The 24053-nt window shown below is 65.0% G+C and carries 19 protein-coding genes; 12 read left to right on the top strand and 7 right to left on the bottom strand.

Annotated elements, in window-relative coordinates:
• Positions 1-44: 44 nt before the first annotated feature.
• Positions 45-2546, top strand: coding sequence for a heavy metal translocating P-type ATPase (locus tag I6G83_RS03520; RefSeq protein WP_072186113.1), 2502 nt, complete (start codon positions 45-47; stop codon positions 2544-2546).
• Between the two features lie 65 nt (positions 2547-2611).
• Here the strand turns inward: I6G83_RS03520 and I6G83_RS03515 are convergent, their stop codons facing one another.
• The 3 genes from I6G83_RS03515 to I6G83_RS03505 form a co-directional block, all read right to left on the bottom strand.
• Positions 2612-3250: a response regulator gene (locus I6G83_RS03515; RefSeq protein WP_015673962.1), complete on the bottom strand. Its 639-nt coding sequence runs from the start codon at positions 3248-3250 to the stop codon at positions 2612-2614.
• A gap of 15 nt (positions 3251-3265) precedes the next feature.
• Positions 3266-4726, bottom strand: coding sequence for a PAS domain-containing sensor histidine kinase (locus I6G83_RS03510; protein WP_054306044.1), 1461 nt, complete (start codon positions 4724-4726; stop codon positions 3266-3268).
• Between the two features lie 225 nt (positions 4727-4951).
• Positions 4952-5497, bottom strand: coding sequence for an RNA polymerase sigma factor (locus tag I6G83_RS03505; protein ID WP_054306045.1), 546 nt, complete (start codon positions 5495-5497; stop codon positions 4952-4954).
• A gap of 284 nt (positions 5498-5781) precedes the next feature.
• Between I6G83_RS03505 and sctW the strand changes: the two genes are divergently transcribed.
• From sctW to sctU, 11 genes are read left to right on the top strand one after another with little or no spacing between them, the layout of a single operon-like run.
• Complete coding sequence (sctW, locus tag I6G83_RS03500; RefSeq protein ID WP_054306046.1) at positions 5782-6912, top strand: type III secretion system gatekeeper subunit SctW; 1131 nt, start codon at positions 5782-5784, stop codon at positions 6910-6912.
• 9 nt (positions 6913-6921) lie between these two features.
• Positions 6922-9045, top strand: coding sequence for a type III secretion system export apparatus subunit SctV (gene sctV / locus I6G83_RS03495; RefSeq protein WP_054306047.1), 2124 nt, complete (start codon positions 6922-6924; stop codon positions 9043-9045).
• Between the two features lie 3 nt (positions 9046-9048).
• A complete protein-coding gene (locus I6G83_RS03490; protein ID WP_138111903.1) occupies positions 9049-9900 on the top strand; it encodes an EscD/YscD/HrpQ family type III secretion system periplasmic domain-containing protein in 852 nt (283 codons plus the stop codon).
• The gene (gene sctN / locus I6G83_RS03485; protein WP_371851013.1) at positions 9900-11267 is read left to right on the top strand and encodes a type III secretion system ATPase SctN; all 1368 of its coding nucleotides are present in this window, start codon (positions 9900-9902) and stop codon (positions 11265-11267) included. Before I6G83_RS03490 ends, sctN begins: the two co-directional genes overlap by 1 nt.
• Complete coding sequence (locus I6G83_RS03480) at positions 11245-11706, top strand: hypothetical protein (protein WP_054307034.1); 462 nt, start codon at positions 11245-11247, stop codon at positions 11704-11706. Before sctN ends, I6G83_RS03480 begins: the two co-directional genes overlap by 23 nt.
• A complete protein-coding gene (locus I6G83_RS03475) occupies positions 11703-12398 on the top strand; it encodes a type III secretion system HrpP C-terminal domain-containing protein (RefSeq protein WP_054307035.1) in 696 nt (231 codons plus the stop codon). Before I6G83_RS03480 ends, I6G83_RS03475 begins: the two co-directional genes overlap by 4 nt.
• Complete coding sequence (sctQ, locus tag I6G83_RS03470) at positions 12395-13447, top strand: type III secretion system cytoplasmic ring protein SctQ (RefSeq protein WP_054307036.1); 1053 nt, start codon at positions 12395-12397, stop codon at positions 13445-13447. Before I6G83_RS03475 ends, sctQ begins: the two co-directional genes overlap by 4 nt.
• Positions 13448-13450: 3 nt before the next feature.
• Complete coding sequence (gene sctR, locus I6G83_RS03465) at positions 13451-14104, top strand: type III secretion system export apparatus subunit SctR (RefSeq protein WP_054307037.1); 654 nt, start codon at positions 13451-13453, stop codon at positions 14102-14104.
• Between the two features lie 7 nt (positions 14105-14111).
• Positions 14112-14372 carry a type III secretion system export apparatus subunit SctS gene (gene sctS, locus I6G83_RS03460; RefSeq protein ID WP_054307038.1) on the top strand — a complete coding sequence of 87 codons (261 nt, stop codon included), beginning with the start codon at positions 14112-14114 and terminating at the stop codon, positions 14370-14372.
• The gene (gene sctT / locus I6G83_RS03455; RefSeq protein ID WP_054307039.1) at positions 14372-15184 is read left to right on the top strand and encodes a type III secretion system export apparatus subunit SctT; all 813 of its coding nucleotides are present in this window, start codon (positions 14372-14374) and stop codon (positions 15182-15184) included. Before sctS ends, sctT begins: the two co-directional genes overlap by 1 nt.
• The gene (gene sctU / locus I6G83_RS03450) at positions 15181-16275 is read left to right on the top strand and encodes a type III secretion system export apparatus subunit SctU (protein WP_015673949.1); all 1095 of its coding nucleotides are present in this window, start codon (positions 15181-15183) and stop codon (positions 16273-16275) included. Before sctT ends, sctU begins: the two co-directional genes overlap by 4 nt.
• 16 nt (positions 16276-16291) lie before the next feature.
• On the opposite strand, the gene I6G83_RS03445 is transcribed toward sctU, so the two are convergent.
• The 4 genes from I6G83_RS03445 to sctC are packed head-to-tail and all read right to left on the bottom strand — an operon-like array spanning position 16292 to position 24033.
• On the bottom strand, positions 16292-16714 hold the full coding sequence (locus I6G83_RS03445; protein ID WP_161805794.1) for a type III secretion system chaperone: 423 nt from the start codon (positions 16712-16714) through the stop codon (positions 16292-16294).
• Positions 16715-16730: 16 nt separating this feature from the next.
• Positions 16731-21728, bottom strand: a complete 4998-nt coding sequence (locus I6G83_RS03440; RefSeq protein ID WP_062779262.1) for an AvrE-family type 3 secretion system effector — start codon at positions 21726-21728, stop codon at positions 16731-16733.
• A gap of 60 nt (positions 21729-21788) precedes the next feature.
• Positions 21789-21977 carry an HrpT family type III secretion system protein gene (gene hrpT / locus I6G83_RS03435; RefSeq protein ID WP_015673946.1) on the bottom strand — a complete coding sequence of 63 codons (189 nt, stop codon included), beginning with the start codon at positions 21975-21977 and terminating at the stop codon, positions 21789-21791.
• A 10-nt stretch (positions 21978-21987) separates the two neighbouring features.
• Positions 21988-24033: a type III secretion system outer membrane ring subunit SctC gene (gene sctC / locus I6G83_RS03430; protein WP_082394700.1), complete on the bottom strand. Its 2046-nt coding sequence runs from the start codon at positions 24031-24033 to the stop codon at positions 21988-21990.
• Between the last annotated feature and the right edge of the window lie 20 nt (positions 24034-24053).

The raw sequence follows: 24053 nt of genomic DNA, 5'->3' as shown, positions 1-24053 counted from the left end.
GCGCCCTGCGGTATGGCGGGGCGCTGTAGTAGGAGGAGTTTGTTATGAGCACCCATTTGACGCCATCCCGATCCGGTGAGTCCGCCGCGATCGATTTCCCCGTCGTCGGCATGACCTGCGCCTCGTGCGTGGGGCGCGTGGAGCGTGCGCTCAAGGCCGTGCCCGGCGTCGCCGATGCCAGCGTTAACCTGGCGACCGAGCGCGCATTCGTCACCTTCAGCGGCGCGCCCGACGTGGCGGCGGCGGTGAAGGCGGTGAATGACGCGGGCTATACGGTAGAGCAGGAAACCATCAACCTGTCGGTGACCGGCATGACCTGCGCCTCGTGCGTGGGCCGGGTTGAACGCGCGCTGGCCGCGGTCAGCGGCGTCGAGCAGGCTACGGTTAACCTGGCCACCGAACGCGCGCAGGTGCAGGCCGCCGCCGGGGTGGATCCCCAGGCGCTGATCGCCGCCGTCGCGCAGGCGGGCTATGAGGCGCAGCTGATCGCCGCCGATAAGAGCGATACCGCCGATCAGGCGGTGCGTCAGGCGGCGGAACTGAGTTCGTTGAAAAAGGCGTTGCTGGTGGCCGTTTGCTTCGCGCTGCCGGTGTTCGTGCTGGAGATGGGCTCGCATCTGGTGCCGGGCATGCATGCCTTTATCGATCGCACCATTGGCACGCAGAACAGCTGGTACCTGCAGTTTGTGCTGACCTCGATCGTACTGTTCGGCCCCGGGCTGCGCTTTTTCCAGAAAGGCATTCCGGCCCTGCTGCGCGGCGCGCCCGATATGAACTCGCTGGTGGCGACCGGGGTCAGCGCCGCCTACGGCTATTCGCTGGTGGCCACCTTTGCGCCGCAGTGGCTGCCGGCCGGCACGGTCAACGTTTACTATGAAGCCGCCGCGGTGATCGTCGCGCTGATTCTGCTCGGACGCTACTTTGAAGCCCGCGCCAAGGGCAATACCTCGGAGGCCATCAAGCGGCTGGTGGGGCTGCAGGCCAAAACCGCCCGCGTGCTGCGCGACGGCAAGGCGGCGGAGGTGGATATCGCCGAGGTCAAACGTGAGGACATTATTGAAGTTCGCCCCGGCGAGCGCATCCCGGTGGACGGTGAAGTGCTGGAGGGCGAAAGCTTTGTCGATGAGTCGATGATCAGCGGCGAGCCGGTGCCGGTTGAGAAAAAAAGCGGCGCCGAAGTGGTCGGCGGCACGGTCAACCAGAACGGCGCGCTGACGTTTAAGGCGACCAAAGTCGGCAGCGACACCATGCTGGCGCAGATTATCCGCATGGTGGAGCAGGCGCAGGGCGCCAAGCTGCCGATCCAGGCGCTGGTGGACCGCATCACCATGTGGTTTGTACCGGCGGTGATGAGCGTGGCGCTGCTGACGTTCCTGGTCTGGCTGTTCTTCGGGCCGTCGCCGGCGTTGTCGTTTGCGCTGGTGAATGCGGTAGTGGTGCTGATTATCGCCTGTCCGTGCGCCATGGGGCTGGCGACGCCGACCTCCATCATGGTGGGCACCGGGCGCGCGGCGCAGCTGGGCGTGCTGTTCCGCAAAGGGGAGGCGCTGCAGTCGCTGCGTGATGCGGCGGTGGTGGCGGTGGATAAAACCGGCACCCTGACCAAAGGCCGCCCGGAGCTGACCGATCTGGTGCTGGCGCCCGGTTTTGAACGCGCGCAGGTGCTGGGGCTGGTGGCGACGGTGGAGGACAAATCGGAGCACCCGATCGCCCGCGCCATTGTCGATGCCGCGCAGCATGAAAACCTGCCGCTGTCGACCATCACCCGCTTTGAGTCGGTCACCGGCTTTGGCGTGAACGCCGATATCGAAGGGATGACCATCGCGGTGGGCGCGGATCGCTATATGCAGCAGCTGGGGCTGGACGTGGCGCAGATGGCGACAGACGCCGAGCGACTGGGCGACGAGGGCAAAACGCCGCTGTACGTCGCCATCGACGGCCGGCTGGCGGCGATGATTGCGGTGGCCGACCCGATTAAGGACACCACCCTGCCGGCGATTAAGGCGCTGCACGAATTGGGGCTGAAGGTGGCGATGGTCACCGGCGACAACCGCCGCACCGCGCAGGCGATTGCCCGTCAGCTGGGGATTGATGAGGTGGTGGCCGAAGTGCTGCCGGACGGTAAAGTTGCGGCCATTGAGCGTCTGGCCGCCGAATATGGGCCGGTGGCCTACGTCGGTGACGGCATCAACGATGCGCCGGCGCTGGCCGCCGCGCACGTGGGCATCGCCATCGGCACCGGCACGGATATTGCCATCGAGGCTGCCGACGTGGTGCTGATGTCCGGCGATCTGGGCGGCGTTTCCAGCGCGATTGCGCTGTCGAAAGCCACGCTGGTGAATATCAAACAGAACCTGTTCTGGGCCTTCGCCTATAACGTGGCGTTGATTCCGGTGGCGGCGGGCGTTCTGTATCCGCTGAACGGCATGCTGCTGTCGCCGGTGTTCGCCGCCAGCGCCATGGCGTTATCCAGCGTATTCGTGGTGAGCAACGCGCTGCGGCTGCGCCGCTTTACGCCGCCGCTGCGACAGGCGGAAGGGCTCTGAGCCTGAGGTAGTCAATGACCAAGGCACGCCGGCGACGGCGTGCCTTATTTTTTTCCCGTCCCGCCTTACTGCACCAGGTTATGGCTGATGGCGTACTTGACGATATCGGCATTGGCGCTGAAGCCCATCTTTTTCATCAACCGCGATTTATAGGTGCTGACGGTTTTATTGCTGATGGCCAGGGTGTCGGCGATGGCGTTAATCGACTCGCCGTGGGCCAGCATAATCATTATCTGCCGTTCGCGCAGGGTCAGGTTCTCGTGGGGCGCGCTGTTGCTCTGATACTGGGCGAAGACGATCTTCTGCGCCAGCTCATGGTCGATATAGCGCGCGCCGCCGGCGACGCTGCGGATGGCGTTCAGCAGCGCCTCCGGGTTGCGATCCTTGGTGATATAGCCCAGCGCGCCGTGTTCCAGCATGCGCTGGGCGATCTGCGGCTCATTAAACATGCTGAGCACCAGGATCTTCAGATCGGGGTGCTGGCTGCTGATGCGGTTGATCAGATCTTCGCCGCTGATCCCCGGCATGGAAATATCCAGCAGCAGCAGATCGACGTCGCCGGCGCGCAGCCGTTCCAGCACCCGGCCGCCGTCCGCGGCTTCGGCGACCACCTTGATGCCGGCATCCAGCAGGAACAGCTGCTTCAGGCCTTCGCGCATAATGGCGTGATCTTCGGCAATCATTAAACGTATTGGCTGGGTCATGTCTTTCTCGCTTTATTATTTATCAAGATTTTGTCGGTTGAGCGGGAAGTTGAGCCGTACGCGGGTGCCTTCGCCCGGTTTGCTGTCGATGGTCAGCCAGCCCTGCAGCATTTCCGCCCGCTCCTTCATCCCCGGCAGTCCCCAGGCGTTGGAGCGCACGCGCTGCTGGTCAAAGCCGCGGCCGTTGTCCACCACTTCGATCTCCAGCTTCTCGCCGCGCTGGCGCACAAAGATATAGACGCTGCTGGCCTTGGCATGGCGGGTGACGTTGGTCAGCGACTCCTGCACCACGCGGAAGGCGGCGGTGGTGCTGGAGTCGTCCAGCTGCAGCTTTTTCTCCGTGGTGGCGATCAGAATGCAGCGGCACTTCTGCTGGCGGTTAAACTCATCGCGCAGCCACTCCAGCGCCGGCAGCAGCCCCATATTGAGCATATTCGGCCGCAGCCGGGTGGAGACGTCGCGCACCACCTGAATGGTGCTGTCCACCAGACGCATCAGGTTTTCCACCTGCAGATGGACGGCGGCGTTATTTTCCGGCGACTGCATGCGGATCAGCGACAGTCCGACCCGCAGCGAGGTCAGGTGCTGGCCCAGCTCGTCATGGATCTCGCTGGCCAGGTATTTGCGTTCCGCCTCGCGCCGCGCTTCCTGATTGCGCGCCAGCAGGCGCAGCTGCTGGTGGGCGTCGCGCAGCTCTTTCTCCGCCAGCCGGATGCCGGTGATATCGCGGCCGATGGCCAGCACGCTCTCCAGTTCGCCCTCCAGATTAAACTCCGGCACGCTGCGCACGTGCAGCACGCGCTGCTGGCTCTGATGATCCAGCGCGATCTCGCCGTCGGTAGGGGTGGAGCTGCTCATGGTATGGGCGATCAGGCGCAGCAGCTCCATGCCGGCGTTATGGTGCGGCACGCTTTCGGTCAGCTTCCAGCCGAAGATCTGGCTTTCGCTGCGGTTAAACCAGCTCAGCACGCGCGGATTGACGTAAATACAGCGGAAGGAGAGATCGAAGCGCGCCACCATATCCGGCGAGTTCTCGACCAGCGCGCGGAACTGCTTCTCCCGCAGATGCTGAATCGCCTCCTTTTTCTTCAGCTCGCGGACATCGCTGACGATGCACAGCGCATGCGGCCGGCCGCCGTGCTGATAGCGGCTGGAGCTGACCTGGACGGCGATGATCTCGCCGTTGCGATGCTGGTGCTGGGAGGTAAAGGTGATGCCTTCCGGGCGCATCGTCAGCTTCCACCACAGCGCGGCGACATCGCCGTCCGCCAGTTCAGGGGCAATGGCGGCAAAATTGCTGCTGAGCAGCGCTTTTTTGCTGTATCCCATCAGGTTACAGGCGCGTTCATTGACGTATTTTATGGTTAAATCCTGATCGAGCAGGTAAATAGCGTCGTGAATGCGGTTGAGCGCAATGGACGATAAGGATTCCGTTGCCGTCAGCGAGGGATCGAGCCAGTGGAAAAAACGCTGCAATAGATCATCTCCTTGTTATCGCGCCGTTGCCGTCATGGCGCCAGCGCGGCTAATGCCGTGTATTAACCGCAGAGTAACGTAGCATTTTCTGAAAAAATAGGACTGGTTTCTTCGTTTACGCCGTTTTTTACGGCGCGCGGCGGTTATTTATTTTAGTTCGGATTTTCATTATTTTTATTTGAACGTTATTTTTACCGGCTATTTTCCCTGGCGCGTCGGCGACAATCAGCGGAATACCTGGTTTTTCAGCGTTTCTCTGGCGCGCGACAGACGGGAGCGCACGGTGCCGATCGGGATATTCAGCTGCTGGGCGATATCCTGATAGCTGCCGTCATCGCCGATTAAAATCGTCAGCATACGTTTAATTTCTTCCGGCAGCCGGTCAATCGAGGTCAGGGCGGTGGTGAGCAGCCGTTGATGCTCGGTCAGCGCGCTCGGATCGTCGTCATGCAGCAGATTTTCCAGCACCTCATCATTCAGCGTATCAAACAGATAACGGTGCTGCTGACGCTTGTAGTGGTTGCGGATCAGGTTGATGGCGATGCCGAACATCCAGGTTTCCGGCAGTGAGGCGCCGGTAAATTTATGCCGGTTGCGCAGCACTTCCAGGCAGGTCATCTGCGCGATATCTTCCACATCCTCCGTACTGGCGACTCTCCTTCGAATGAAATTAATCAGCTTTTTGTTCGATTGCTTGAAAATACCTTCCCAGTCCACGGGTATATCTATGGCGTTGGTCGGCATTGCGCTGGCAGTGAATGAATTCATCATTTTTATTTCTCCTTAAATAAAATCTCAGTGAGTTCACTGTTAAATAGCAAGCGCTGTGCCACTCTTATTTCGTAAATAGTGTGTTGTTTTTATTTGCCTTTATTTTTGTGTTCAGAATGTTCTGAGAAAAAAGCCGCAAAAAAACAAAAATAGTTGTGCAAGGATTGGCACTAATTTCATTTGGTTATTATTTGAATTTCCAATAACTCAATTCTTTTATTTTTTTCGGAACCTGAAGCCGGCCGGCGCCACAGAAAGAGGGTCATCTTGATGAGGAACCGGCAATGTTGAAATCCTCCAGCCTGGCGTTTACGCCAAACCCGCTGCGCGCCCTGATGAAGCAGGGAGAGGTCGGACAGAATAAAAGCGGCGGCAAGGCCGCCGGCTATGTCGCCGCGGGCGCGGCCAGCGCCGACGATATCAAGGAAGAAGCCGGACTGATGTTTGGCGAAAAGGCGGAAAGCAAGAAGAAGGCCGAGCAGCGCCGCCTGAACCAGCACCACGTGCGCCACCGCCACCTGCTGAATAAAGTTGAACTGCACAAAATGTACGCGCTGCTGGATGCGCGCGATGCCGGGCGTCAGCAGGCGTCGCTGCAGCGGCTGCGCGACGCCTTAAAGCGTAAGGCGGAAACCGACGAACTGCTCGCCATGCTGGACGATGACCCGGCGCGCTGCGACCTGCTGCTGCGGGTGATGGAGCGCGAGGCGCGCAGCGACGGCGATGAAGAGCTGCGCCAGACGGTGGAGCAGCATCTGGAGGCGCTGGAGCAACACCATGGCGAGCGGCTGCGGGCCGGGCTGAATATCGCCGGGGCGATCGCCGAGCTGACCGACAATCCGCAGCACAAACAGAGCCTGCGCACCCTTTATTACGACAGCATCGTGCATCAGCAGTCGGCGATGGCGATGGTGGATCTGCTGCTGGGGCATTTTGCGCCGCAGGACTTTACCACCGGACTGCGCACGCTGCAGCGCGCGCTGGCCGACGATATCGCCGCGCTGGCCTCGTCGATCGGCGCCGGCGCGCTGCGCCATATTCAGACCGGGCTGTTCGAGGCCGGTCAGGTCAATCACACCCTGGAAGAGAGCCGGACACTGCTGGATCGCATGGCGGGCAAAATGGCGCTGGGCGACATGGATCACGTGGAGCTGGCGCGGCGGTTGCTGCATATCTGCCACAACGGCGCTTTTCAACAGGACTTCAGCCAGCTCGGGGACGACGTGGTGCCCGATGCGCAGCCGCGTCATCTCTCCATTTTCTTTAACGGCGTGCTGCCGCTGGTGCGCGATCTGCCGATCGGGCTGTGGAAAATCAAGGACGGGCGCCAGACGGCGCTGAAGCTGCTGGAAAACCACAATACGGCACTGCTGAAGGACGAACGTCGGCAGGCCAGACGCGAGTCGAAGCGCTAAGGGAACGTGATGAACAGCCTATTTGCCATCCTCAATAAAATTGCCATCAGCGCGATGCAGCGTTCGGAGATCGTCGGCGCGGCGTTTGCCCTGGCGCTGGTGTTTATGCTGATCGTCCCGCTGCCGCTGGGGCTGATCGACATGCTGATCGCCGTCAATATCTGCCTCTCCTCGCTGCTGATCGTACTGGCGATGTACCTGCCCAAGCCGCTGGCGTTCTCCACCTTTCCGGCGGTGCTGCTGCTGACCACCATGTTCCGGCTGGCGCTGTCGATCTCGGTGACCCGCCAGATCCTGATCCAGCAGGACGCCGGCCATATCGTTGAAGCGTTCGGCAACTTCGTGGTGGGCGGCAACCTGGCGGTGGGGATGGTGATGTTCCTGATCCTGACGGTGGTGAACTTTCTGGTGATCACCAAAGGATCGGAGCGCGTGGCGGAGGTGGCGGCGCGCTTCACGCTGGACGCCATGCCGGGCAAACAGATGTCGATCGACAGCGATCTGCGCGCCGGACTGATTGACGTGCACCAGGCGCGCAACCGCCGCAACGAGCTGGCGAAAGAGAGCCAGCTGTTCGGCGCGATGGACGGGGCGATGAAGTTTGTCAAAGGCGACGCCATCGCCGGGCTGGTGATTCTGTGCATCAACCTGATCGGCGGCTTCAGCATCGGCGTGCTGCAGCTGGATATGGCGCCCGGCGATGCGATGCATACCTACTCGATCCTGACCATCGGCGACGGCCTGATCGCCCAGATCCCGGCGCTGCTGATCTCCCTGACCGCCGGCATGATCATTACCCGCGTCTCTTCGGAGAGCGACAGCACGGAAACGCCGAACGTCGGCCGCGAGATCGCCGAGCAGCTCACCAGCCAGCCCAAGGCGTGGATCCTGGCGTCGATGGGGATGATCGGCTTTGCGCTGGTGCCCGGCATGCCGGGCGTGGTGTTCTCGCTGCTGGCGCTGATCACCCTCGGCGGCGGCGGTTTTCAGGTGTGGCGCGCGCGGCAGGAAATGCTGCTGGCGAAGCCGCAGATCGAAAACGAAGTGATCCCGCCGGAGCTGAACGGCCGCGAGGATCTGCGCCAGTTCAACCCGACGCGTCCCTGGCTGATCCAGTTCCACACCTCGCGCCGCGGCGCGGCGGAGACGCTGGATCTGGTGCAGGAGATCCGCCGGCTGCGCAACCGCATCGTTTACCACTTTGGCTTCACCCTGCCGGCGTTTGACATCGAATTTACCGATAAGCAGCCGGTCGATGAGTTCCGTTTCTCGGTGTACGAGATCCCGAAAGTGGTCGGCACCTTCGACAGCGCGCTAACGGCGCTGGACGTGCGGCAGTTGGAGAGCCTGAGCGAGGCGGAGCGCGCAGGCGCCGTCCCCGGCGATGAGGCGCGCGGCGAAGAGGATTATCTGTGGCTGACGGCGGAGCATCCGCTGCTGGCGCGTGAGGATCTGACGCGTCACAGCGCCGGCGAGCTGCTGCTGACGCGTATGGAAGACGCCATCCACGCCAGCAGCCCGCACTTTATCGGCCTTCAGGAGACGCGGGCGCTGATGAGCTGGCTGGATGCCGAACAGCCGGAGCTGGCGCAGGAGCTGCAGCGGGTGATGCCGCTGACGCGTTTTTCCGGCGTGCTGCAGAAATTGGTGGCGGAGCGCATTCCGCTGCGCTCCGTCCGCGCCATCGGCGAGGCGCTGATCGAACACGGCCAGCACGAGCGGGACGTCAACCTGCTGACGGAGCAGGTGCGCATCACGCTGAAAACCCACCTGTGCCACCAGTACGGCCAGCCGGACGGCATCCACGCCTGGCTGCTGACGCCGGAGCTGGAAGAGGCGCTGCGCGACAGCCTGCGCCAGACCCAGAACGACATCTTCTTCGCCCTGAGCCAGCAGCAGATCCAGCTGATTCATCAGGAGGTGAAGCAGGCCTACGCGCCGGGTCAGGACAAACAGGCGGTGCTGCTGGCGGCGCAGGATCTGCGCGGGCCGCTGCGGGCGCTGATTCAGGAGCGTTTCCACGCGGTGCCGGTGCTCTCTTTCGCCGAGCTGGAGCCGGCGCTGGCGGTTCAGGTGCTGGGGCGTCTCGACGTCGATCCGGCCTTCTATTCACTCACCCCCTGGGAGGATTAACGGATGTTTGAGCTGCGCGTACTGTCCGGCTATCACTGCGGCGCCGCCTTGCCCCTCAGCGGCGCGTCGTGGCGCATCGGCGGCGATCCGCAGGCCGATCTGCGCCTCGACGGCGTGGATCTGGCCGGCCTGAGTTACCTCCTCGGCTGCGACGACGGGGTCTGGCGGCTGAGCACGGAGCCGGCCTCGCAGGAAACCTGGACGCTGGAGGCGGATACGCCGTTCCAGCTGGCCGACGTCTGGCTGTGCGTGGCGCGCGCTGAAACGCCGTGGCACGAGGCGGCGGCGCTGCCCGCGCCGGCTGAGGCCAGCCCTGCGCCGCCGCCGGCCGCCCGTCGCCGGCTGTCCGGCGCGATGCGCGGCCTGGTGCTCGGGCTGTTTCTGCTGCTGAGCATTACGGTCGCCAGCTGGATCCTGCAGCCGACGATGGCGCAGACCTCCGCCGGCGAGGGGCGCACCGCCAGCTGGAACAGCGTGGAAGAGCTGCGTGCGCCGCTGCAGCAGCAGCTGCGAGAGCGCGAACTGATCAAACAGATCCGCATCAGCAAGCAGGGCGACGGCCTGCTGCTGAGCGGCGAATTAAGCAAGCCGCAGATGGCGGTGTTTGAACGCATGATGGCGCGCTTTTACGCGCACTACGGCGCGGCGGCGCCGGTGAAAAGTGCGGTGCGGCCGCAGGAGAAGAAACTGCCGTTTCGCATCGTGCAGGTCACCACCGGCCAGCGGGCCAATATCGTCACGGACGACGGCCAGCGGGTGTTTATCGGCGATGAGGTCGCCGGCCTGCGGCTGGCGGCGATCACCGACGATCGGATCGAATTCAGCGGTCGCGATCCGCTGACGGTGAAATGGTGATGACGGAGATCGCCGGCGGGATCGCCGCCTGGGCCGATCGTCAGCGGCGACGCCTGCAGGCGGCGGACGCGGTGACGGCCTACGGCCGGGTGACCGGCATCAGCGGCATCCTGCTGGAGTGCAGCCTGCCGCGCGCGCGCATCGGCGATCTGTGCCGCATCACGCGCGGTGAGCAGGAGAGCGTGCTGGCGGAGGTGGTGGGTTTTAACCCGCAGCACACGCTGCTGTCGGCGCTGGGGCCGCTGGACGGCATCGCCCGCGGCGCGCGGGTGACGCCGCTGTGGCTGCCGCACAGCATCAGCGTGTCCGAGGCGCTGCTCGGCAGCGTGCTGGACGGCTTCGGCCGGCCGCTGGATGAACAGAGCGTCGGCGCCTTTGCGCTGCCGGGGACGGGCGTTGATACCGTGCCGGTGGTGAGCGACGCGCCGCCGCCGACCGCGCGTCCGCGCATTGCCCAGGCGTTGCCGACCGGCGTGCGCGCCATCGACGGTCTGTTGACCCTCGGCGTCGGCCAGCGGGTCGGCGTGTTTGCCGGCGCCGGCTGCGGCAAAACCACGCTGCTGGCGGAGTTGGCGCGCAATACCCCCTGCGACGCCATCGTTTTCGGCCTGATCGGCGAGCGCGGCCGCGAGCTGCGCGAGTTTCTCGACCATGAGCTGGATGAGGCGCTGCGCAGCCGCACGGTGCTGGTGTGCGCCACCTCGGATCGCAGCAGCATGGAGCGCGCCCGCGCGGCCTTTACCGCCACGGCGATTGCCGAAGCGTTCCGCGCGCAGGGGAAAAGCGTGCTGCTGATCCTCGACTCGCTGACCCGCTTCGCCCGCGCCCAGCGCGAAATCGGCCTGGCGCTGGGGGAGCCGCCGGGGCGCGGCGGGCTACCGCCGTCGGTGTATACCCTGCTGCCGGGGCTGCTGGAGCGGGCGGGGCAGACCATGACGGGCAGCATCACCGCCCTGTATTCGGTGCTGATTGAAGCGGATTCGATGAATGACCCGGTGGCGGACGAAGTGCGCTCGCTGATCGACGGCCATATTGTGCTGACCCGCCGGCTGGCGGAGCGCGGCCACTATCCGGCCATCGACGTGCTGGCCAGCCTCAGCCGCACCATGAGCAACGTGGCGGAGCGGGAGCAGCTTACCGACGCCACCCGGCTGCGCCGCCTGATGTCGGCCTGGCAGCAGGTGGAGATGCTGATCCGGCTGGGGGAGTACGAGCCGGGGCACGACGCGATGACCGACGCTGCGGTGGAGGCGCAGGGCGCCATTAACGGTTTTTTACGCCAGGAGACGCGCGCCCCCTGCGCCTGGGAAGAGACTTTACAGCAACTGACGGAGGTAAGCGGCTATGCGCCGGAACAGCAACATTGATCATGAGCCGCAGCCGGACGAAGGCGATCGGGCGCTCGGCCAGGCGCTGGCGCTGATGCTGCCGATCCGCCGTCAGCGTCTGCAGCGCAGCGAGCGCCGCCAGCGGCGGGAGGAGCAGCAGCTCAGCGCCTGCCGGCGGCAGCTGCAGCAGACGCAGAGCCAGCTGGCGGCAACGCGGCAGGATTATCAGCAGCGGCGGGAACAGTTTGACCGACGCTATCTGGGCCGGCAGCCGCTGGAGCGTCTGCAGCACGGGCTTGATGGCGAACGCAGCGCGGCGGCGGCGGTGGAGACGGGTCAGCAGCAGCTGCTGGCCAGCCAGCGGCGCAGCGAAGAGCAGCAGCAGAAACTGCAGGCGGCGCAGGCCGAGACGCGCCGCCGCCAGCGCGAGCTGGAGAAGCTGGAGTGTCTGCTGCGGGAACAGGAGGAGGCGCCATGATCTCCCCGACGCTGCAGGAACACCGCGCTGCCCGCGAGCGCGCCAAACAACGGGAACCGGAGCCGCAGCGCCCGGCGGCGCAGCGGCGTCAGGAAGCGGCGGCGCGTCAGCCGCATAGCGGGCACGCGCCGGCCGGCGACGACCATCATCCGCTGCGTAAGGAACGCCCGGCGGGGAAAAGCCCCGCGCGTACGCCTGAACGCGGACGCGCGGCGGCCGAACGTCCGGCGCTTGCCGGGCTGCCCGCCGCCAGGCGGGATGAAGAGAGCTCCGCGGCGACGCCGGACGGCAACCTGTTCAGCATGCTGATGGATCGCGATGAGGCGTCCTTGCCCGGCGCGCTGCAGGTTGCGCCGCACGCCGCCGCCACGCCGCATCCGACGGCAACGCCGGCAAGCAGCGGCGCCGGCGCGCCGATGGCGCTGTGGCAGCCGCTGGAAAATGAGCTGGATCGGGCGCTGGTCAATCCGCCGGCTGGCCCGGTCTCCGTCACGCTGCTGCTGCCGCGCCTGGGGGATGTGGACGCCCGGCTGCAGGCGCTGCCGGCGGGCGGCTGGGACATTGCGCTGCGTTTTGCGCCGGCGGCGCTGGACGCGCTGGCGGCGCATGAGGAGCGCTGTCGCCACTCGCTGCGTCGCCGTCTGGCGTGCCGGGTGCGCCTGCGCTTTGAACAGCGGGGGGAGTGGGCATGAGTACGCCGCTGCGGCTGCGGCGGCAGAGCGCCGCCGAGGCCCGGACGCGCGGCCTTATCGGCCACGGGCTGCGTCTGCCTTTTCAACTGGGCGACAGCGCCGGCGAACTGCGTATCGGCCTGGACGCCGGCGAGCCGCGGGCTGCGGGCACGGCGCTGCGCTGTGCGGCCGGCCCGCTGTGGCTGAGCGAGGCGGAAGGCGTCTGCGGGCTGCTGTCCGACTGTCCGTCGCTGCCGGCGGACAACGATGAGGATCGCCTCTGGTACTGGCCGCTGTTCAGCCACGGGCTGAGCGCGCCGCTTCGTGCGCTGTTCGGTGAGCTGAGCGCCGCCGACGGCGAGCCGCCCGCCGGTGCGCTCAGCGTGCGGCTGACGGTGACGCTGGGCGAGCTACGGGCGCAGAGCGCGCTGACGGCGGCGCCCGAGGTGTTATCCGACCTGCTGGCGGCGCCGGGCTGGCAGGGTGAACCGCACGATGCGCTGGCGGCGCTGCCGCTGACCCTGCCGTTCTGCGTCGGCGCGCTGAGCTTATCCCTCGCCGAACTGGCGCGCCTGCGGCCTGACGATGTGCTGCTGCCGCGCGAAAACACTTTCACCCCGCACGGCGCGGGGACGCTGCGCTTCGCACATTTCCGCGCCCAGGGCGAACTGGTCGGTGCGGAAGGGCGAAGCACTGGTTTTTATCTTACCGATCTGGAGACAACATCCGTGACATTTCCCTACAACGATAACGAGACAGAGAGCGACGTACAGGACGAGAGCAGCGTGGAATGGAGTGCCGATTCAGAGCCGGCCGGCGTAACGCTCGATCCTCTACCGCTGGCGCTGACCGTGCGCTGTGGGCATCTGCACCTGACGGTGGGCGATCTGCAGCGGCTGGCGCCGGGCGCCACCATTATGGTGGAGCACGTCCAGCCCGGCGAAGCGCTGCTGTGTCACGGCGACTACCCGCTGGCGAAAGGCGAGCTGGTGGATGTGGAAGGGCGGCTGGGGCTGCAGATTACCCATATGCTGCCGGGCGGCGTCAATCCGCTGGGACAGGGGCACTGAGGTATGGATGCGCAGTCGCTTAATCCGATGATGCTGGCGCTGTTTCTCGGTGCGCTGTCGCTGGTGCCGATGCTGATGATCGTCTGCACCTGTTTTCTCAAGATTTCCATGGTGCTGCTGCTGACGCGCAACGCGATGGGCGTGCAGCAGGTGCCGCCCAATATGGCGCTGTACGGCATCGCCCTCGCCGCGACGCTGTTTGTCATGGCGCCGGTGTTTAACGATATGAGCCAGCGGCTCAAGGCGATGCCGCTCGACTTCAGCAATATGGAGCGGCTGGAGTACACCTTCGGCAACGGCGCCGAGCCGCTGAAGGCGTTTATGACGCGCAATACCGACCCGGATATTCTGACCCACCTGCAGGAGAACGGCGCGCGCATGTGGCCGAAAGAGATGGCGCAGTCGCTGACGCCGCAAAGCCCGCTGCTGGTGATCCCGGCGTTTGTGCTGTCGGAACTGCAAAACGGTTTCAAGATCGGCTTTCTGATCTTTATTCCCTTCCTGGTGATGGATCTGATCGTCTCCAACGTGTTGCTGGCGCTGGGGATGCAGATGGTGTCGCCGATGACGGTCTCGCTGCCGCTGAAGATCCTGCTGTTTGTGCTGGTCAGCGGCTGGACCCGGCTGCTGGACGGCCTGTTCTATAGCTATCTGTGAGGCGGCGATGGATATACTGAGCTTTTTTCGTCAGGCGATGCTGCTGGTGGTGCTGCTTTCCGCGCCGCCGCTGATCGTCGCGGTGCTGGTGGGGGTTGTGACTTCGCTGCTGCAGGCGGCGATGCAGCTGCAGGATCAGACGCTGCCGTTCTGCCTGAAACTGGTGGCGGTCGGGGTGACGCTGGCGCTGACCGGGCGCTGGCTCGGGGTGGAGCTGCTGCAGCTGACGCAGAACGCCTTCGCCATGATGTCGCGGGTCGGCGGCTGATGCTGTGGGGCGATCTGCTGGATCAACTGTTCCAGTATCTGCTGGCGCTGCTGCTGGGCATGGCGCGCATTTTCCCCTGCGTGCTGCTGACGCCGATCTTCTCCTTCAATGTGATCAAAGGGGTGCCGCGCGCGGCGATCGTGGCGGCGCTGGCGCTGTTTATTGCGCCGGGGCTGCAGGCCGCCATCGCCGCCAACCCGCCGGAGCTGCTGACGCTGACGGCGCTGGGGCTGAAAGAGCTGATCCTCGGCGCGCTGCTCGGGCTGGTGCTGGGGCTGCCGTTCTGGATGATGGAGTCGGTGGGGGCGTTGTTTGACAACCAGCGCGGCGCGCTGATGGGCGGCCAGCTCAACCCGCTGCTGGGGCCGGACGTGACGCCGTTGGGCCACCTGATGCAGCAGTCGATGATTCTGCTGCTGATGGTGGGGCCGGGGCTGGGCACCATCACCCAGGTGCTGTGGGACAGCTACCGCCTGTGGCCGGCGCTGGCGTGGATGCCGCTGCCGGGCGAACAGGGCTGGGGCGTCTGGCTCGGCCTGCTGAAAACCACCTTTGTTGATATGGTGCTGTACGCCGGCCCGCTGGTGGCGCTGCTGCTGCTGATGGACTTTGCCGTCGGCATCATCAGCATCTACAGCCCGCAGATTCAGGCCACGGTGCTGACCATTCCGGTGAAGTGCCTGCTGGGGCTGCTGTTCTTCGTCCTGTACCTGCCGGTGCTCAACCATCTGGCGGGCGAGCGGCTGTTTGAGCTGCGCGATCTGAGCGCCATTCTCGGCACGCTGCTGCCGCCTGCGGAGGTCGGCCGATGAGTGAAAAAACCGAACAGGCCACGCCGCAGAAGCTGCAGGAGTCGCGGAAGAAGGGGCAGGTTGGCCAGAGTCAGGATATCCCGAAGCTGCTGATCTCCATCGGCATTCTGGAGGCGATCTTTGCGCTGGTGGAGGACGGCATGCAGCGGATGGAGTCGATGATGCTGCTGCCGCTGTTGCGCCTGCGCGACCCGTTCGGCCATGCGATGGAGGAGGTGCTCAGCGACTCCCTGCTGGTGCTGGCGCTGTTTTCCGCCATCGTCTGCAGCATTGCGCTGCTGCTGCGGGTGCTGGGGGGGTGGATCCAGTTCGGCCCGCTGTTTTCGGTGGAGGCGTTGCTGCCGAAGCCCGAATCGCTCAACCCGGTGAACCATTTCAAGAATATGTTCTCCGGCCGGCAGATGGCGCAGCTGCTGACCAGCATTATCAAGGCGGCCGCCATCGGTCTGGTGCTGTGGCTGTCGCTGGCGCCGGAGATGGGCAACCTGGCGCGTCTGGCCCAGAGCACGCTGGACGGTTTCTGGCACGGCGTGCTGCAGCTGTTTATCAGCTGCGCGCGCCGGGTGCTGCTGGTGCTGCTGGCGCTCAGCCTGATGGATTTCGGCGTGCAGCGTTTCTTCTTCCTCAAGCAGCAGCGGATGAGCCACGAAGATATCCGCAACGAATATAAGCAGAACGAAGGCGACCCGCATATGAAAGGGCACCGGCGTCAGGTGGCGCAGGATATCCTGAACGAAGAGCCGAGCGCGGCGCGCAACGTGGCGGTGGAAGAGGCCGACGTGCTGCTGGTCAACCCGACCCACTATGCGGTCGGGCTCTATTACCGCCCCGGTGAAACGCCGCTGCCGCGCCTGGTGTTCAAGGCGCACGGCGACGACGCGCACTATCTGGTGGATCAGGCGCAGCGCGCCCATATTCCGGTGGTGCGCTACATCTGGCTGACGCGCACCCTGTACCGCACCACGCCGGAAGGCAGCTGGATCCCGCGTGAGACGCTGAAGGCGGTGGCGCAGGTTTACCGCCTGCTGCGCGAGCTGGAGGACAGCTATCTGAATGAGGTGATCGAACTGGAAGAGGAGCCGTTCCCGTAACGGCTCCTGAGGGCGGTCAGGCGACGGGGCGCAGGCGCTCCAGCAGATCCGGCATAAAGTCGCGCACCTGGTGGCCGCGTTCGATAAAATCGTTAAGCAGCAGGGCGAAGCCGGCGTGATCCAGCAGGCTCAGCGCACGGCGGCTGCACAGGCGCAGGTTGCCCGCCGGATCCAGCGCCAGCCAGCTGCCGCCCATTGCGCCGATCTCAAAGTTCATCGTCAGCAGCGTCTGCAGCATGGCCGGCGTTTGCCAGGCCGGATCGGCGGGCAGAATCAGGCAGTGCAGCATCAGCACCTCGCCCGGCGGCGGCAGCTCCAGCACCGCCAGTTCCCGGCCGCGTTCATCCTGCAGGGCGCAGACGCCGTTTTCCAGCTGCAGTTCGGTGTTCAGGCCCGCGCCGTAGCGGGCCAGCAGTTTTTGGATATAGTGCGTTTCCACGGGTTTCTCCTCGGTGTTATGCATCTTTCAACAGTCGCCCCTGCGCCCACGCCCGGTTCAGCGGTTCGCTTAACGATGCGTTCTGACGGTCGGCGAGTTCGCCTTCCAGGCTGTAGCTCAGCGGCGCGTTTTGATCGACGCCGTAACTGAAGCCGATCTTGCCCAGCTTGCGCTCTTTCTCGATGCTGACGCTGCTGCCGCCGCCGATCAGAAAGCGCGGGGAGGTGATGCCGTCGCCCTTGGCCTTGCTTTCGACAAAGGCGATGGATTTGATGCGCATGTTGCGGCGATCCTGCAGCTGGCGCTCCAGATCCTGCCGCTGGATATTGCCGTGCAGCCAGTTCTCCACCAGCCGGCGGCGGGCCTCATCTTTCAGTTCCAGCGTCACCTCGGCCTTGGTGTCGGTGCTGAGCTGCATCTGGCGGATAAGCCCGGCGAGGCGCGGATCCTGCGTCATCATGGCGCCGATGCGGTTGGCGTTGCTGTTGGCGTGGTTGTCGTCCTGCATCTCAAAGCGGAAGGCATCATGGATCCAGTGCGGCAGGCTGTTGCTGTCCACCTTGGCCAGGTTGTTGTAGGTGGACTGATACTCCAGCGCACCGGGCAACGGCACCTTGTTATCCATGGCCTCGCGCTGGTGGATCAGTTTCTGCAGATCGCGGATCGCCGCATGCTGGCTGTTGTTCAGCGTTTTGTTGCCGAGCAGGTGAGAGCGGAAGTGCTCGCTCAGCTCCGCCAGCCGGGCCTGCGGCGAACTGTCGCCGGCGCTGCCCTGCACCGCGCTCAGCTTCCGGCCGTCGGCCGGGCTGGTGAAGGCCTTGCCGAGGCTCTCCGCGATCTTGTCGATATGGGTGTGATCCAGCGTCTGCGGCTCCGCCAGCTCCATATTGATTTTCTTTTTGGTGCGGCCGTCAAAGGTGTAGCGCGCCGCCAGCGCGCTGGTCGCCATAATCGGCTCGCGCGCGTGCTCGGTTTTGCTGCTGACGCCGACGGGCACCATAATGCGGGCGTCCAGATTACCCTGATTCAGGTAGCGCACCCGGTTATCGCTGCGGCTGACTTTGCTGCCTTCCGCGTTGTGCGCATCGCTGCGTTCGCGCTGGCCGTGGAGCAGGTTGGCGCCGGCCGACAGGCCGCCGCCGAGGCGGGCGCTGGCGACGTTGGTGGTCTCGTTTTTGTTGGTCATCGGCAGGCCGAGGCTGGCCTGCGCCGAGGCGTTGATATCCAGGCTCAGGTTCCAGACGTTGCCGTTTTTCACCTTGTGGTCGATGGCCTTGTCCAGCATATCCATCGGCCTGAGCTGATTGGTGGTCAGCTGCTGCAGAAACTGCGGCAGCTCGTTATCGCTCAGGCTGAAGGTCATGCTGTTTTGCGACTGGCGCTGCAGGTTCAGCGGCAGCGACGCGCCGAAACGCACCACCGGCGACAGTTTGTGGTTGCCCTCCGGGCCGAAATTCAGGCTGTCCTCATTCAGGTGGCCGGTCAGCACGTTGACGCCGGCGGCGCCGAACACGTTCAGGCTGCCGCCGCCGTTGCGGGCGACGGTTACCGTCAGCCCGCTCTCCTCGCGGGTGAAGGCCAGGCTGTAGTCACGATCCAGATTCACCCGCGCGCCGACCGAACCGATAATCTGGTCGCCGGGCAGGGTGACGCTGGAGACAAAGCCGCTGTGGCCGTTGCCGAAGGTCAGCGCCTCGCCGTTTTTCAGCGCCAGCAGCTCCTCGCCGAGCCGCTGGGTCAGTTCCTCGCGGCTGCCGGTCTGGAACAGCGTGCTGGCGGTGACGTAGGTGCCGTGGTGCTGCTTGGAGAAGGCCTTGACCGTTCTTTTCATGCCGTCGTAATAGGCCTCAAGCTGGCGGGTGTTCTGGAAGCCCTGATCGGACAGTTTCTTCACCGGGTGCTGATCCCACTGTTCGTCACGCAGGCTGCGCACGGTGTCGCGCAGGGTGTTCAGGCGCTGCGGGTCGGACGCCGGAGCGGACTGACAGTCGCTCAGCGCCTGATGCAGCTTTTCCTGCGTCAGCAGATCGAGAAACAGGCGCGACTTCAGCAGGCCGATATCGTCGTGATAGTCGCGTTCGTCCTTCAGGTGGTTGATCACCACGCGGTGTTTCTCCATGGCGCTCAGGGTGTGCAGCGCGTCCTGCGCCGACTGCGAACCGTGGTTGTCCAGCAGGTGCCGCAGGGCGCCGGCCAGCTGCGGATCGCGCCGGCTGTGGCGGTTAAACTGGCCGCTGCGGGTGTGCAGCAGCTTGCTCGGGTTATCGATCACCCGGTTGTGCTCATCCACCACGCCGTAATGTTTGCCCACCGCGGCGCTGTGCAGGTTCAGGCTGCGCCCCAGCATTTCGCTGAAGCCGGCGATCTCTTTATGCAGCTGCTGGTGGCGGACGTCGTCGCTTTGCGCCAGCCCCAGCGCGCTGAGGCGGGTTTCCAGCGTTGACAGGCTGTTGAGCTCGGTGCCGCTGTCTGCGGGCGGCGTCGGTTTGGCGGCGATCTCGGCGGCCTTGGCGGTGATGTCGGCGGAGAGCTGCTGCTGGGCCTGATAGCAGGGTTTCAGCCCCTCGCGGCCGCTGGCGCGGTGGATAATTTCGTTGCCGAGGTTTTTCAGCGGACGCGGCATTTTGCCCTGGGGCTTAAACAAAAAGGCCTGCATGCGCTTTTTAAACGGGTTGTTCACCTGGCGGGTGTTATTGCCGCCGGCGCCGAACACCTCGAACTCGCGTTTATAGGTGATGCCGGTGCCGGGGATGCGGCCGCTCTTGCCGCTGGCGTCCAGCCGGTCGAAGGTCTGCTGCGAGGTGTCGCTGCGGTAGGAAACGGGCGCCGCCTCATCGGTGTCTTGCCAGCTGCCGTGGTGCCAGGTGGCGGAGCGGCCGGCGGCGTCCGCCGCCACCAGGCGGCCCTGCGCATCGTTGTGCAGGCTGGTCAGCGCGCCGAGATTCGGCGGCGGCGTCACCGGCTGCCAGGCGGCCGCCGCCTGGTCCTGCTGCCAGTTGCCCGAACGCAGCGCCGGCGGCAGCCAGCCGGCCGGCTCCAGGCAGAACAGCTGCCCGTTGCCGGTCAGGCCGAACAGCTGATGGCTGGCGTTGCCGGCCAGATCTTTCAGCCTGCCGGCCGGCGTTTGGGCGTCGGGCAGGCCTTCACGTTTGATGGGGAGCGGCGGCATGCGCTCGCGCCGCGCGCCGGGGATGATTTGGTGCAGCTGTACGCTGCCGTCTTCCCGCAGCGAGGCCAGACGCCCGTTGCCCAGCGCGGTGACGGTCTGGGTCCGGCTGTTCTTGTCCAGCCCGGTCAGGGCGAGATCGGCCTCCACGCTGTTGCGCACCCGCGTCAGATGAAACAGGTTGCCCTGGAGAGAGGCCTTGTTGCCGGCCTGATTGATCTTCAGCGGTTTGACTTCGCCGTCCTCCACTTTATACGCCTGGCCGTCCTGGCCGCGGATCAGGCGGTCAGCCTTTTCTTCGCTGGCCTCCCAGTGGCCGGTGACCTCATCGCGAAAGTGCACCTTGCCTTCAATCAGCGCCAGCTTGCCCAGCCGGCCCAGATCGACGACGTTGTGCGGCCGCGGCGCGCTGAGGCGCAGCCCCTTCTGATAGTCCATCACCATGCTGTCGGTCAGGTTCCAGCCGGGCGTGACGCCGGTGTCGCCCAGCTGGCAGCTGAATTCGTGATTGTGGCGGTTCTTCACCAGCGCGTGGATGCGATCGTCGCCGTCGTTCAGCAGCGCTGTCAGCTGTGCGTCAGGGTCGGAGAACAGATGGCGAATCTGGGTATCGCGGCCGTCCTGCTCCAGGTCCAGGGTCGGCGGCATGTCGCCGTCCGGCAGCGCGGCGCGGTGCAGGCGGCCGCCGTCGTCGAACGCCAGCAGTTCATTGCCGCGCAGGGCGATGGCGGCGGGGTAAAACGGCTGCGGCGTGCCGTTGCCTTCTCTATCCACCTGCAGTTGCAGCGGCCGGGGCGCGCCTTCCGCGCCCGCGGCGCGAAACAGCAGTTGCTGCTCGCCGGCGGCCTTGTCCGCCGTCAGCGCCAGCAGCGCGCCGTGGCGGTTGAGCGCATAGGCGGAGACTTTCTGGTTGAAGGTATGTTCGGTGCGGCCGCTGCTGAGGTTCAGCAGCCGTTTGTCGTCCTGCAGCGCAAACAGCTGGCCGTTGCCCTGGCGGCTGAGCTGGCTGAAGGGTTTGGCGTCGATATCGTGCATCAGCTGCCATTCGGCGGAGGTGTCGGGCGCATAGCGGTATAAGCGATCGCCGTGCAGGCGCAATGCCTGCTCGCCCTGACCGGTGCGGTAGATGCCGGTGAGTTTTTCCCGCAGCGCCTGCGCCGGCCTGTCGACCGTCTTGGGTTCGTCGCCGCCCCAGCTGACGCTGCCGTTATTGCCGGCGACGGGCGTCTGCTGCGGCGGCACCGACAGCCGGTGGCTGAAGGCGGTAAACGCCAGCGGATCTTCGTGCAGATTAATCAGCCGGTTCTGCCGATCGAGCAGCATATGGCCGTGTTCAGTACCGTTGTCATGCCAGCGGTAGCGCTGGTTATTGGCGTTGAGGGTGCTTTCCAGCAGCGGGCCCAAGGCTTCGCCGGCGTCGATATTCAGCGTGCCGTCGTCCCGGCGGCTTAGCCCCGTCAGCTGGGCGGCGGGCGTCTGGGACTGCCACTGGTGTTGGGTACTGCGTTCCATCTGGCGACGCTGCGTTTGCCTTTGCGTCAGCGCCGCCTGCTCCTCCGGCGTAAGGGCCGGCGGCTCTTCGGTTGCGCCGCCGATGTCGCCGAGCCGGCTGTTGAGCTGCATCGCCCAGTCGCCGGCCTCCGAGGACAGCGCGCCCAGCTGCGGCGCGGCGTTCGGGCGCTGGCGCAGGCCGGTCGGCGGGCGGGCTGATGTCGGCAGGGTGGGATGCTGCGTTGACGGGGCGCCGCTGCCGCGGACGGTGTTGCCGCTGCGGGCGGCGTTCTCGTCGCCGGTCCGCCGCACCCGATGGAACAAAGCGCCGATGCTGCCGCTGATGGATGTCGTCATAGCCTCTCCTTATCTCGCCGATAGCCGCCGCGTGCGGAGGACGGGCCTCCGCCGCCGCCGTCAGGGGTTAACCTGTACCCGGGTGTAGTCCGTCGGACCGTTGCGCAGGTCCGGCTGCCACCAGATGGTCAGGCTGTTGTCGCCGGACTGCGGCCGGCACTCGACGCTGGCGCAGCCAGGCGGCGCTTTCGGCGCGCAGGCGGCGAGCAGCATGGCCGCCAGCAGGGCGGCGATATAGCGGATAACCATAGTCTTCTCCTTAGCGGGCGCTGGCGATCAGGGAGGCGCGCCCCGGCCTGACCACGGCATTTTTTTCAAACGCGACGTACACCTCTACCGATTCGCCGGGACGCAGCTGCGAATGCGGCCAGGCGGCGACGGCGAGGGTGCGGTCGCTGCGGCAGGCGGCTTCATCAAAGCGCCGGGTGACGTTGCTGGTATTGGTGATCACCCCGACGGCGATTTGCACCGAACGGTTGCCGTACCACTGGTGGCGCTGCGCATCGTTGCTGAAGCCGGACGGGATGCGGCACAGCGTGCTCAGGGTCTGGCCGCTGCCGCCGGCCGTCATGCCGCTGGGCTGACGGTTTTCCGCCAGATCGCGCATTGCGGACTCCAGCATGCCCTTCATGTCGGTGTACTTGTGGCGGCGGTTGATCTCTCCCATGGCGCTGTTGAGCTGGTCGCGGTTTTCGCTGGCAATATAGCGGGAAGGATCCACCTGATCGCCCACCAGGTGCGGCGTGATGATAAACAGCCGCTCGCGCTGCGAGGTTTCATGCTGCGAGGTGGTGAACAGTTTGCCGATCAGCGGAATGCTGCCGAGGATCGGGATGCGCCGCTCATGATCGCCGCTCTCTTTGGTGTGGAAGCCGCCCATCACCAGCGAGCGTTTTGCCTGCACCAGCGCCTGGGTGCTGATGGCGCCGTTGCGGGTGCCTTCGGCGTCGCCGTCGTCGTTTTTGTTCAGTTTGCCGTCCTCAACGTCGACGATCAGCTGCACCGACGAGGTGGCGCTGCTTTTCCCGCCGATGGCGCGCGGCGTCACGCGCAGGCTGGTGCCGGCGGTGACCGCCTGGATATCCGCCACCCGCTCGCCGATGGCGCGCACAAAGGCGGTGTCGCTGAAGTCGATCACCGCCGGCTGGTTCTCCAACGTCATAATGGACGGGTTGGCGATAATCGACGCGGTGCCTTCGCCCTCCAGCGCCTGAATATCGGCGAAGAAGCGGCGAAAATCGGTGACGAACAGCGTGCTGGGGCCGGAGAGCAGCGTCGAACCGCCGGTAACGTTGCCGAACTGGCCGGCCCAGCTGCTCGACAGGCGCGCCATCTCGCTGCGGTCGATATCGACGATCAGCGCGTCGATCTCGATCAGTTTCTGCGGCACGTCGATCATGCTGACCAGCGACTGATAGGCGCTGCGGTACTCCGGCTTGTCGCGCACCAGCAGGGCGTTGTTGCGCACGTCCGCCGAGACCTTGCCGGCCAGGCCGCCGAGCGGATTTTTATCGCCGGCGCGGCCGTGGCTGGTGCCGCGCCCCACCAGTTGGCTGAGGATGCCCTGCGACTGGGCGCGCATCTGATCCATCTCGCTTTCGCCGCCCTGGCTGCTGTTCATGCCGCTGGCGCTCGGGCTGCTGCTTTGTCCCAGCAGTTCATTGAGGATGGTGGCCACCCCCGGCACCAGCAGGGTCTGATCGCGGTATTTGATGGTGCGGTCGGCCACCGAGGCGTACTTCAGCGGGAACGACATCATCTCTTTGTTATCGTCTTTGGGCTTTTCCGATTTTTTGGTGAAGTCGGCGATCATGGCGACATATTCCGGCGGCCCGGTGACCAGCACCACGCCTTCGTCCGGCAGTTCGCCCCAGCCGAAGCGCGGGTCGAGCAGGCCGACGCCCTTCAGCGCCTGTTTGATATCCGGCGCCGCGTCGGGCGAGATTTCCAGCCGCCGCGATACCTGCGCCGACTGCGCGCTGACGTAGAGCGTGTCGTTATAGACAAACCATTGAAAACGGTATTCCAGCGCCAGCCGGTTCAGAAATGCCTCCGGGCTGCCGGAGCGCAGTTTGCCGGTGATGTTGGCTTCGGGCAGCGAGCTGTCGTACAGCGTCACGCCGAAGCTATCGGCAAAATCTTCCAGGATGATGCTCAGCGGCGTGTTGTCGGCGGAATAGGCGTAAGCGCCGTTCTTCCACTCGCCGGGCGTAGCGGCCTGTACGGCGCCGATGCCGGCGCACAGCAGCAGCGCCGCCAGCGCCAGACGTCGCAGATGGGGTATCGCGGGCAGGGTTAGCACCACTCCTTACTCCTTGCTGTCCA

Origin of the sequence: Serratia rubidaea, assembly GCF_016026735.1 — a bacterium.
Taxonomy (GTDB): Bacteria; Pseudomonadota; Gammaproteobacteria; order Enterobacterales; family Enterobacteriaceae; genus Serratia_B; species Serratia_B rubidaea.
The sequence above is the reverse complement of the archived record's forward strand: the minus strand, read 5'-3'. Positions and strand labels throughout refer to the sequence as shown.

Bases quoted from the DNA above. Each gene is read 5' to 3' on its own strand.
- I6G83_RS03520 (WP_072186113.1), top strand. From the start codon at position 45: ATGAGCACCCATTTGACGCCATCCCGATCCGGTGAGTCCGCCGCGATC.
- I6G83_RS03515 (WP_015673962.1), bottom strand. From the start codon at position 3,250: ATGACCCAGCCAATACGTTTAATGATTGCCGAAGATCACGCCATTATG.
- I6G83_RS03505 (WP_054306045.1), bottom strand. From the start codon at position 5,497: ATGATGAATTCATTCACTGCCAGCGCAATGCCGACCAACGCCATAGAT.
- sctW (WP_054306046.1), top strand. From the start codon at position 5,782: ATGTTGAAATCCTCCAGCCTGGCGTTTACGCCAAACCCGCTGCGCGCC.
- sctV (WP_054306047.1), top strand. From the start codon at position 6,922: ATGAACAGCCTATTTGCCATCCTCAATAAAATTGCCATCAGCGCGATG.
- I6G83_RS03490 (WP_138111903.1), top strand. From the start codon at position 9,049: ATGTTTGAGCTGCGCGTACTGTCCGGCTATCACTGCGGCGCCGCCTTG.
- sctN (WP_371851013.1), top strand. From the start codon at position 9,900: ATGACGGAGATCGCCGGCGGGATCGCCGCCTGGGCCGATCGTCAGCGG.
- I6G83_RS03480 (WP_054307034.1), top strand. From the start codon at position 11,245: ATGCGCCGGAACAGCAACATTGATCATGAGCCGCAGCCGGACGAAGGC.
- I6G83_RS03475 (WP_054307035.1), top strand. From the start codon at position 11,703: ATGATCTCCCCGACGCTGCAGGAACACCGCGCTGCCCGCGAGCGCGCC.
- sctQ (WP_054307036.1), top strand. From the start codon at position 12,395: ATGAGTACGCCGCTGCGGCTGCGGCGGCAGAGCGCCGCCGAGGCCCGG.
- sctR (WP_054307037.1), top strand. From the start codon at position 13,451: ATGGATGCGCAGTCGCTTAATCCGATGATGCTGGCGCTGTTTCTCGGT.
- sctS (WP_054307038.1), top strand. From the start codon at position 14,112: ATGGATATACTGAGCTTTTTTCGTCAGGCGATGCTGCTGGTGGTGCTG.
- sctT (WP_054307039.1), top strand. From the start codon at position 14,372: ATGCTGTGGGGCGATCTGCTGGATCAACTGTTCCAGTATCTGCTGGCG.
- sctU (WP_015673949.1), top strand. From the start codon at position 15,181: ATGAGTGAAAAAACCGAACAGGCCACGCCGCAGAAGCTGCAGGAGTCG.
- I6G83_RS03440 (WP_062779262.1), bottom strand. From the start codon at position 21,728: ATGACGACATCCATCAGCGGCAGCATCGGCGCTTTGTTCCATCGGGTG.
- hrpT (WP_015673946.1), bottom strand. From the start codon at position 21,977: ATGGTTATCCGCTATATCGCCGCCCTGCTGGCGGCCATGCTGCTCGCC.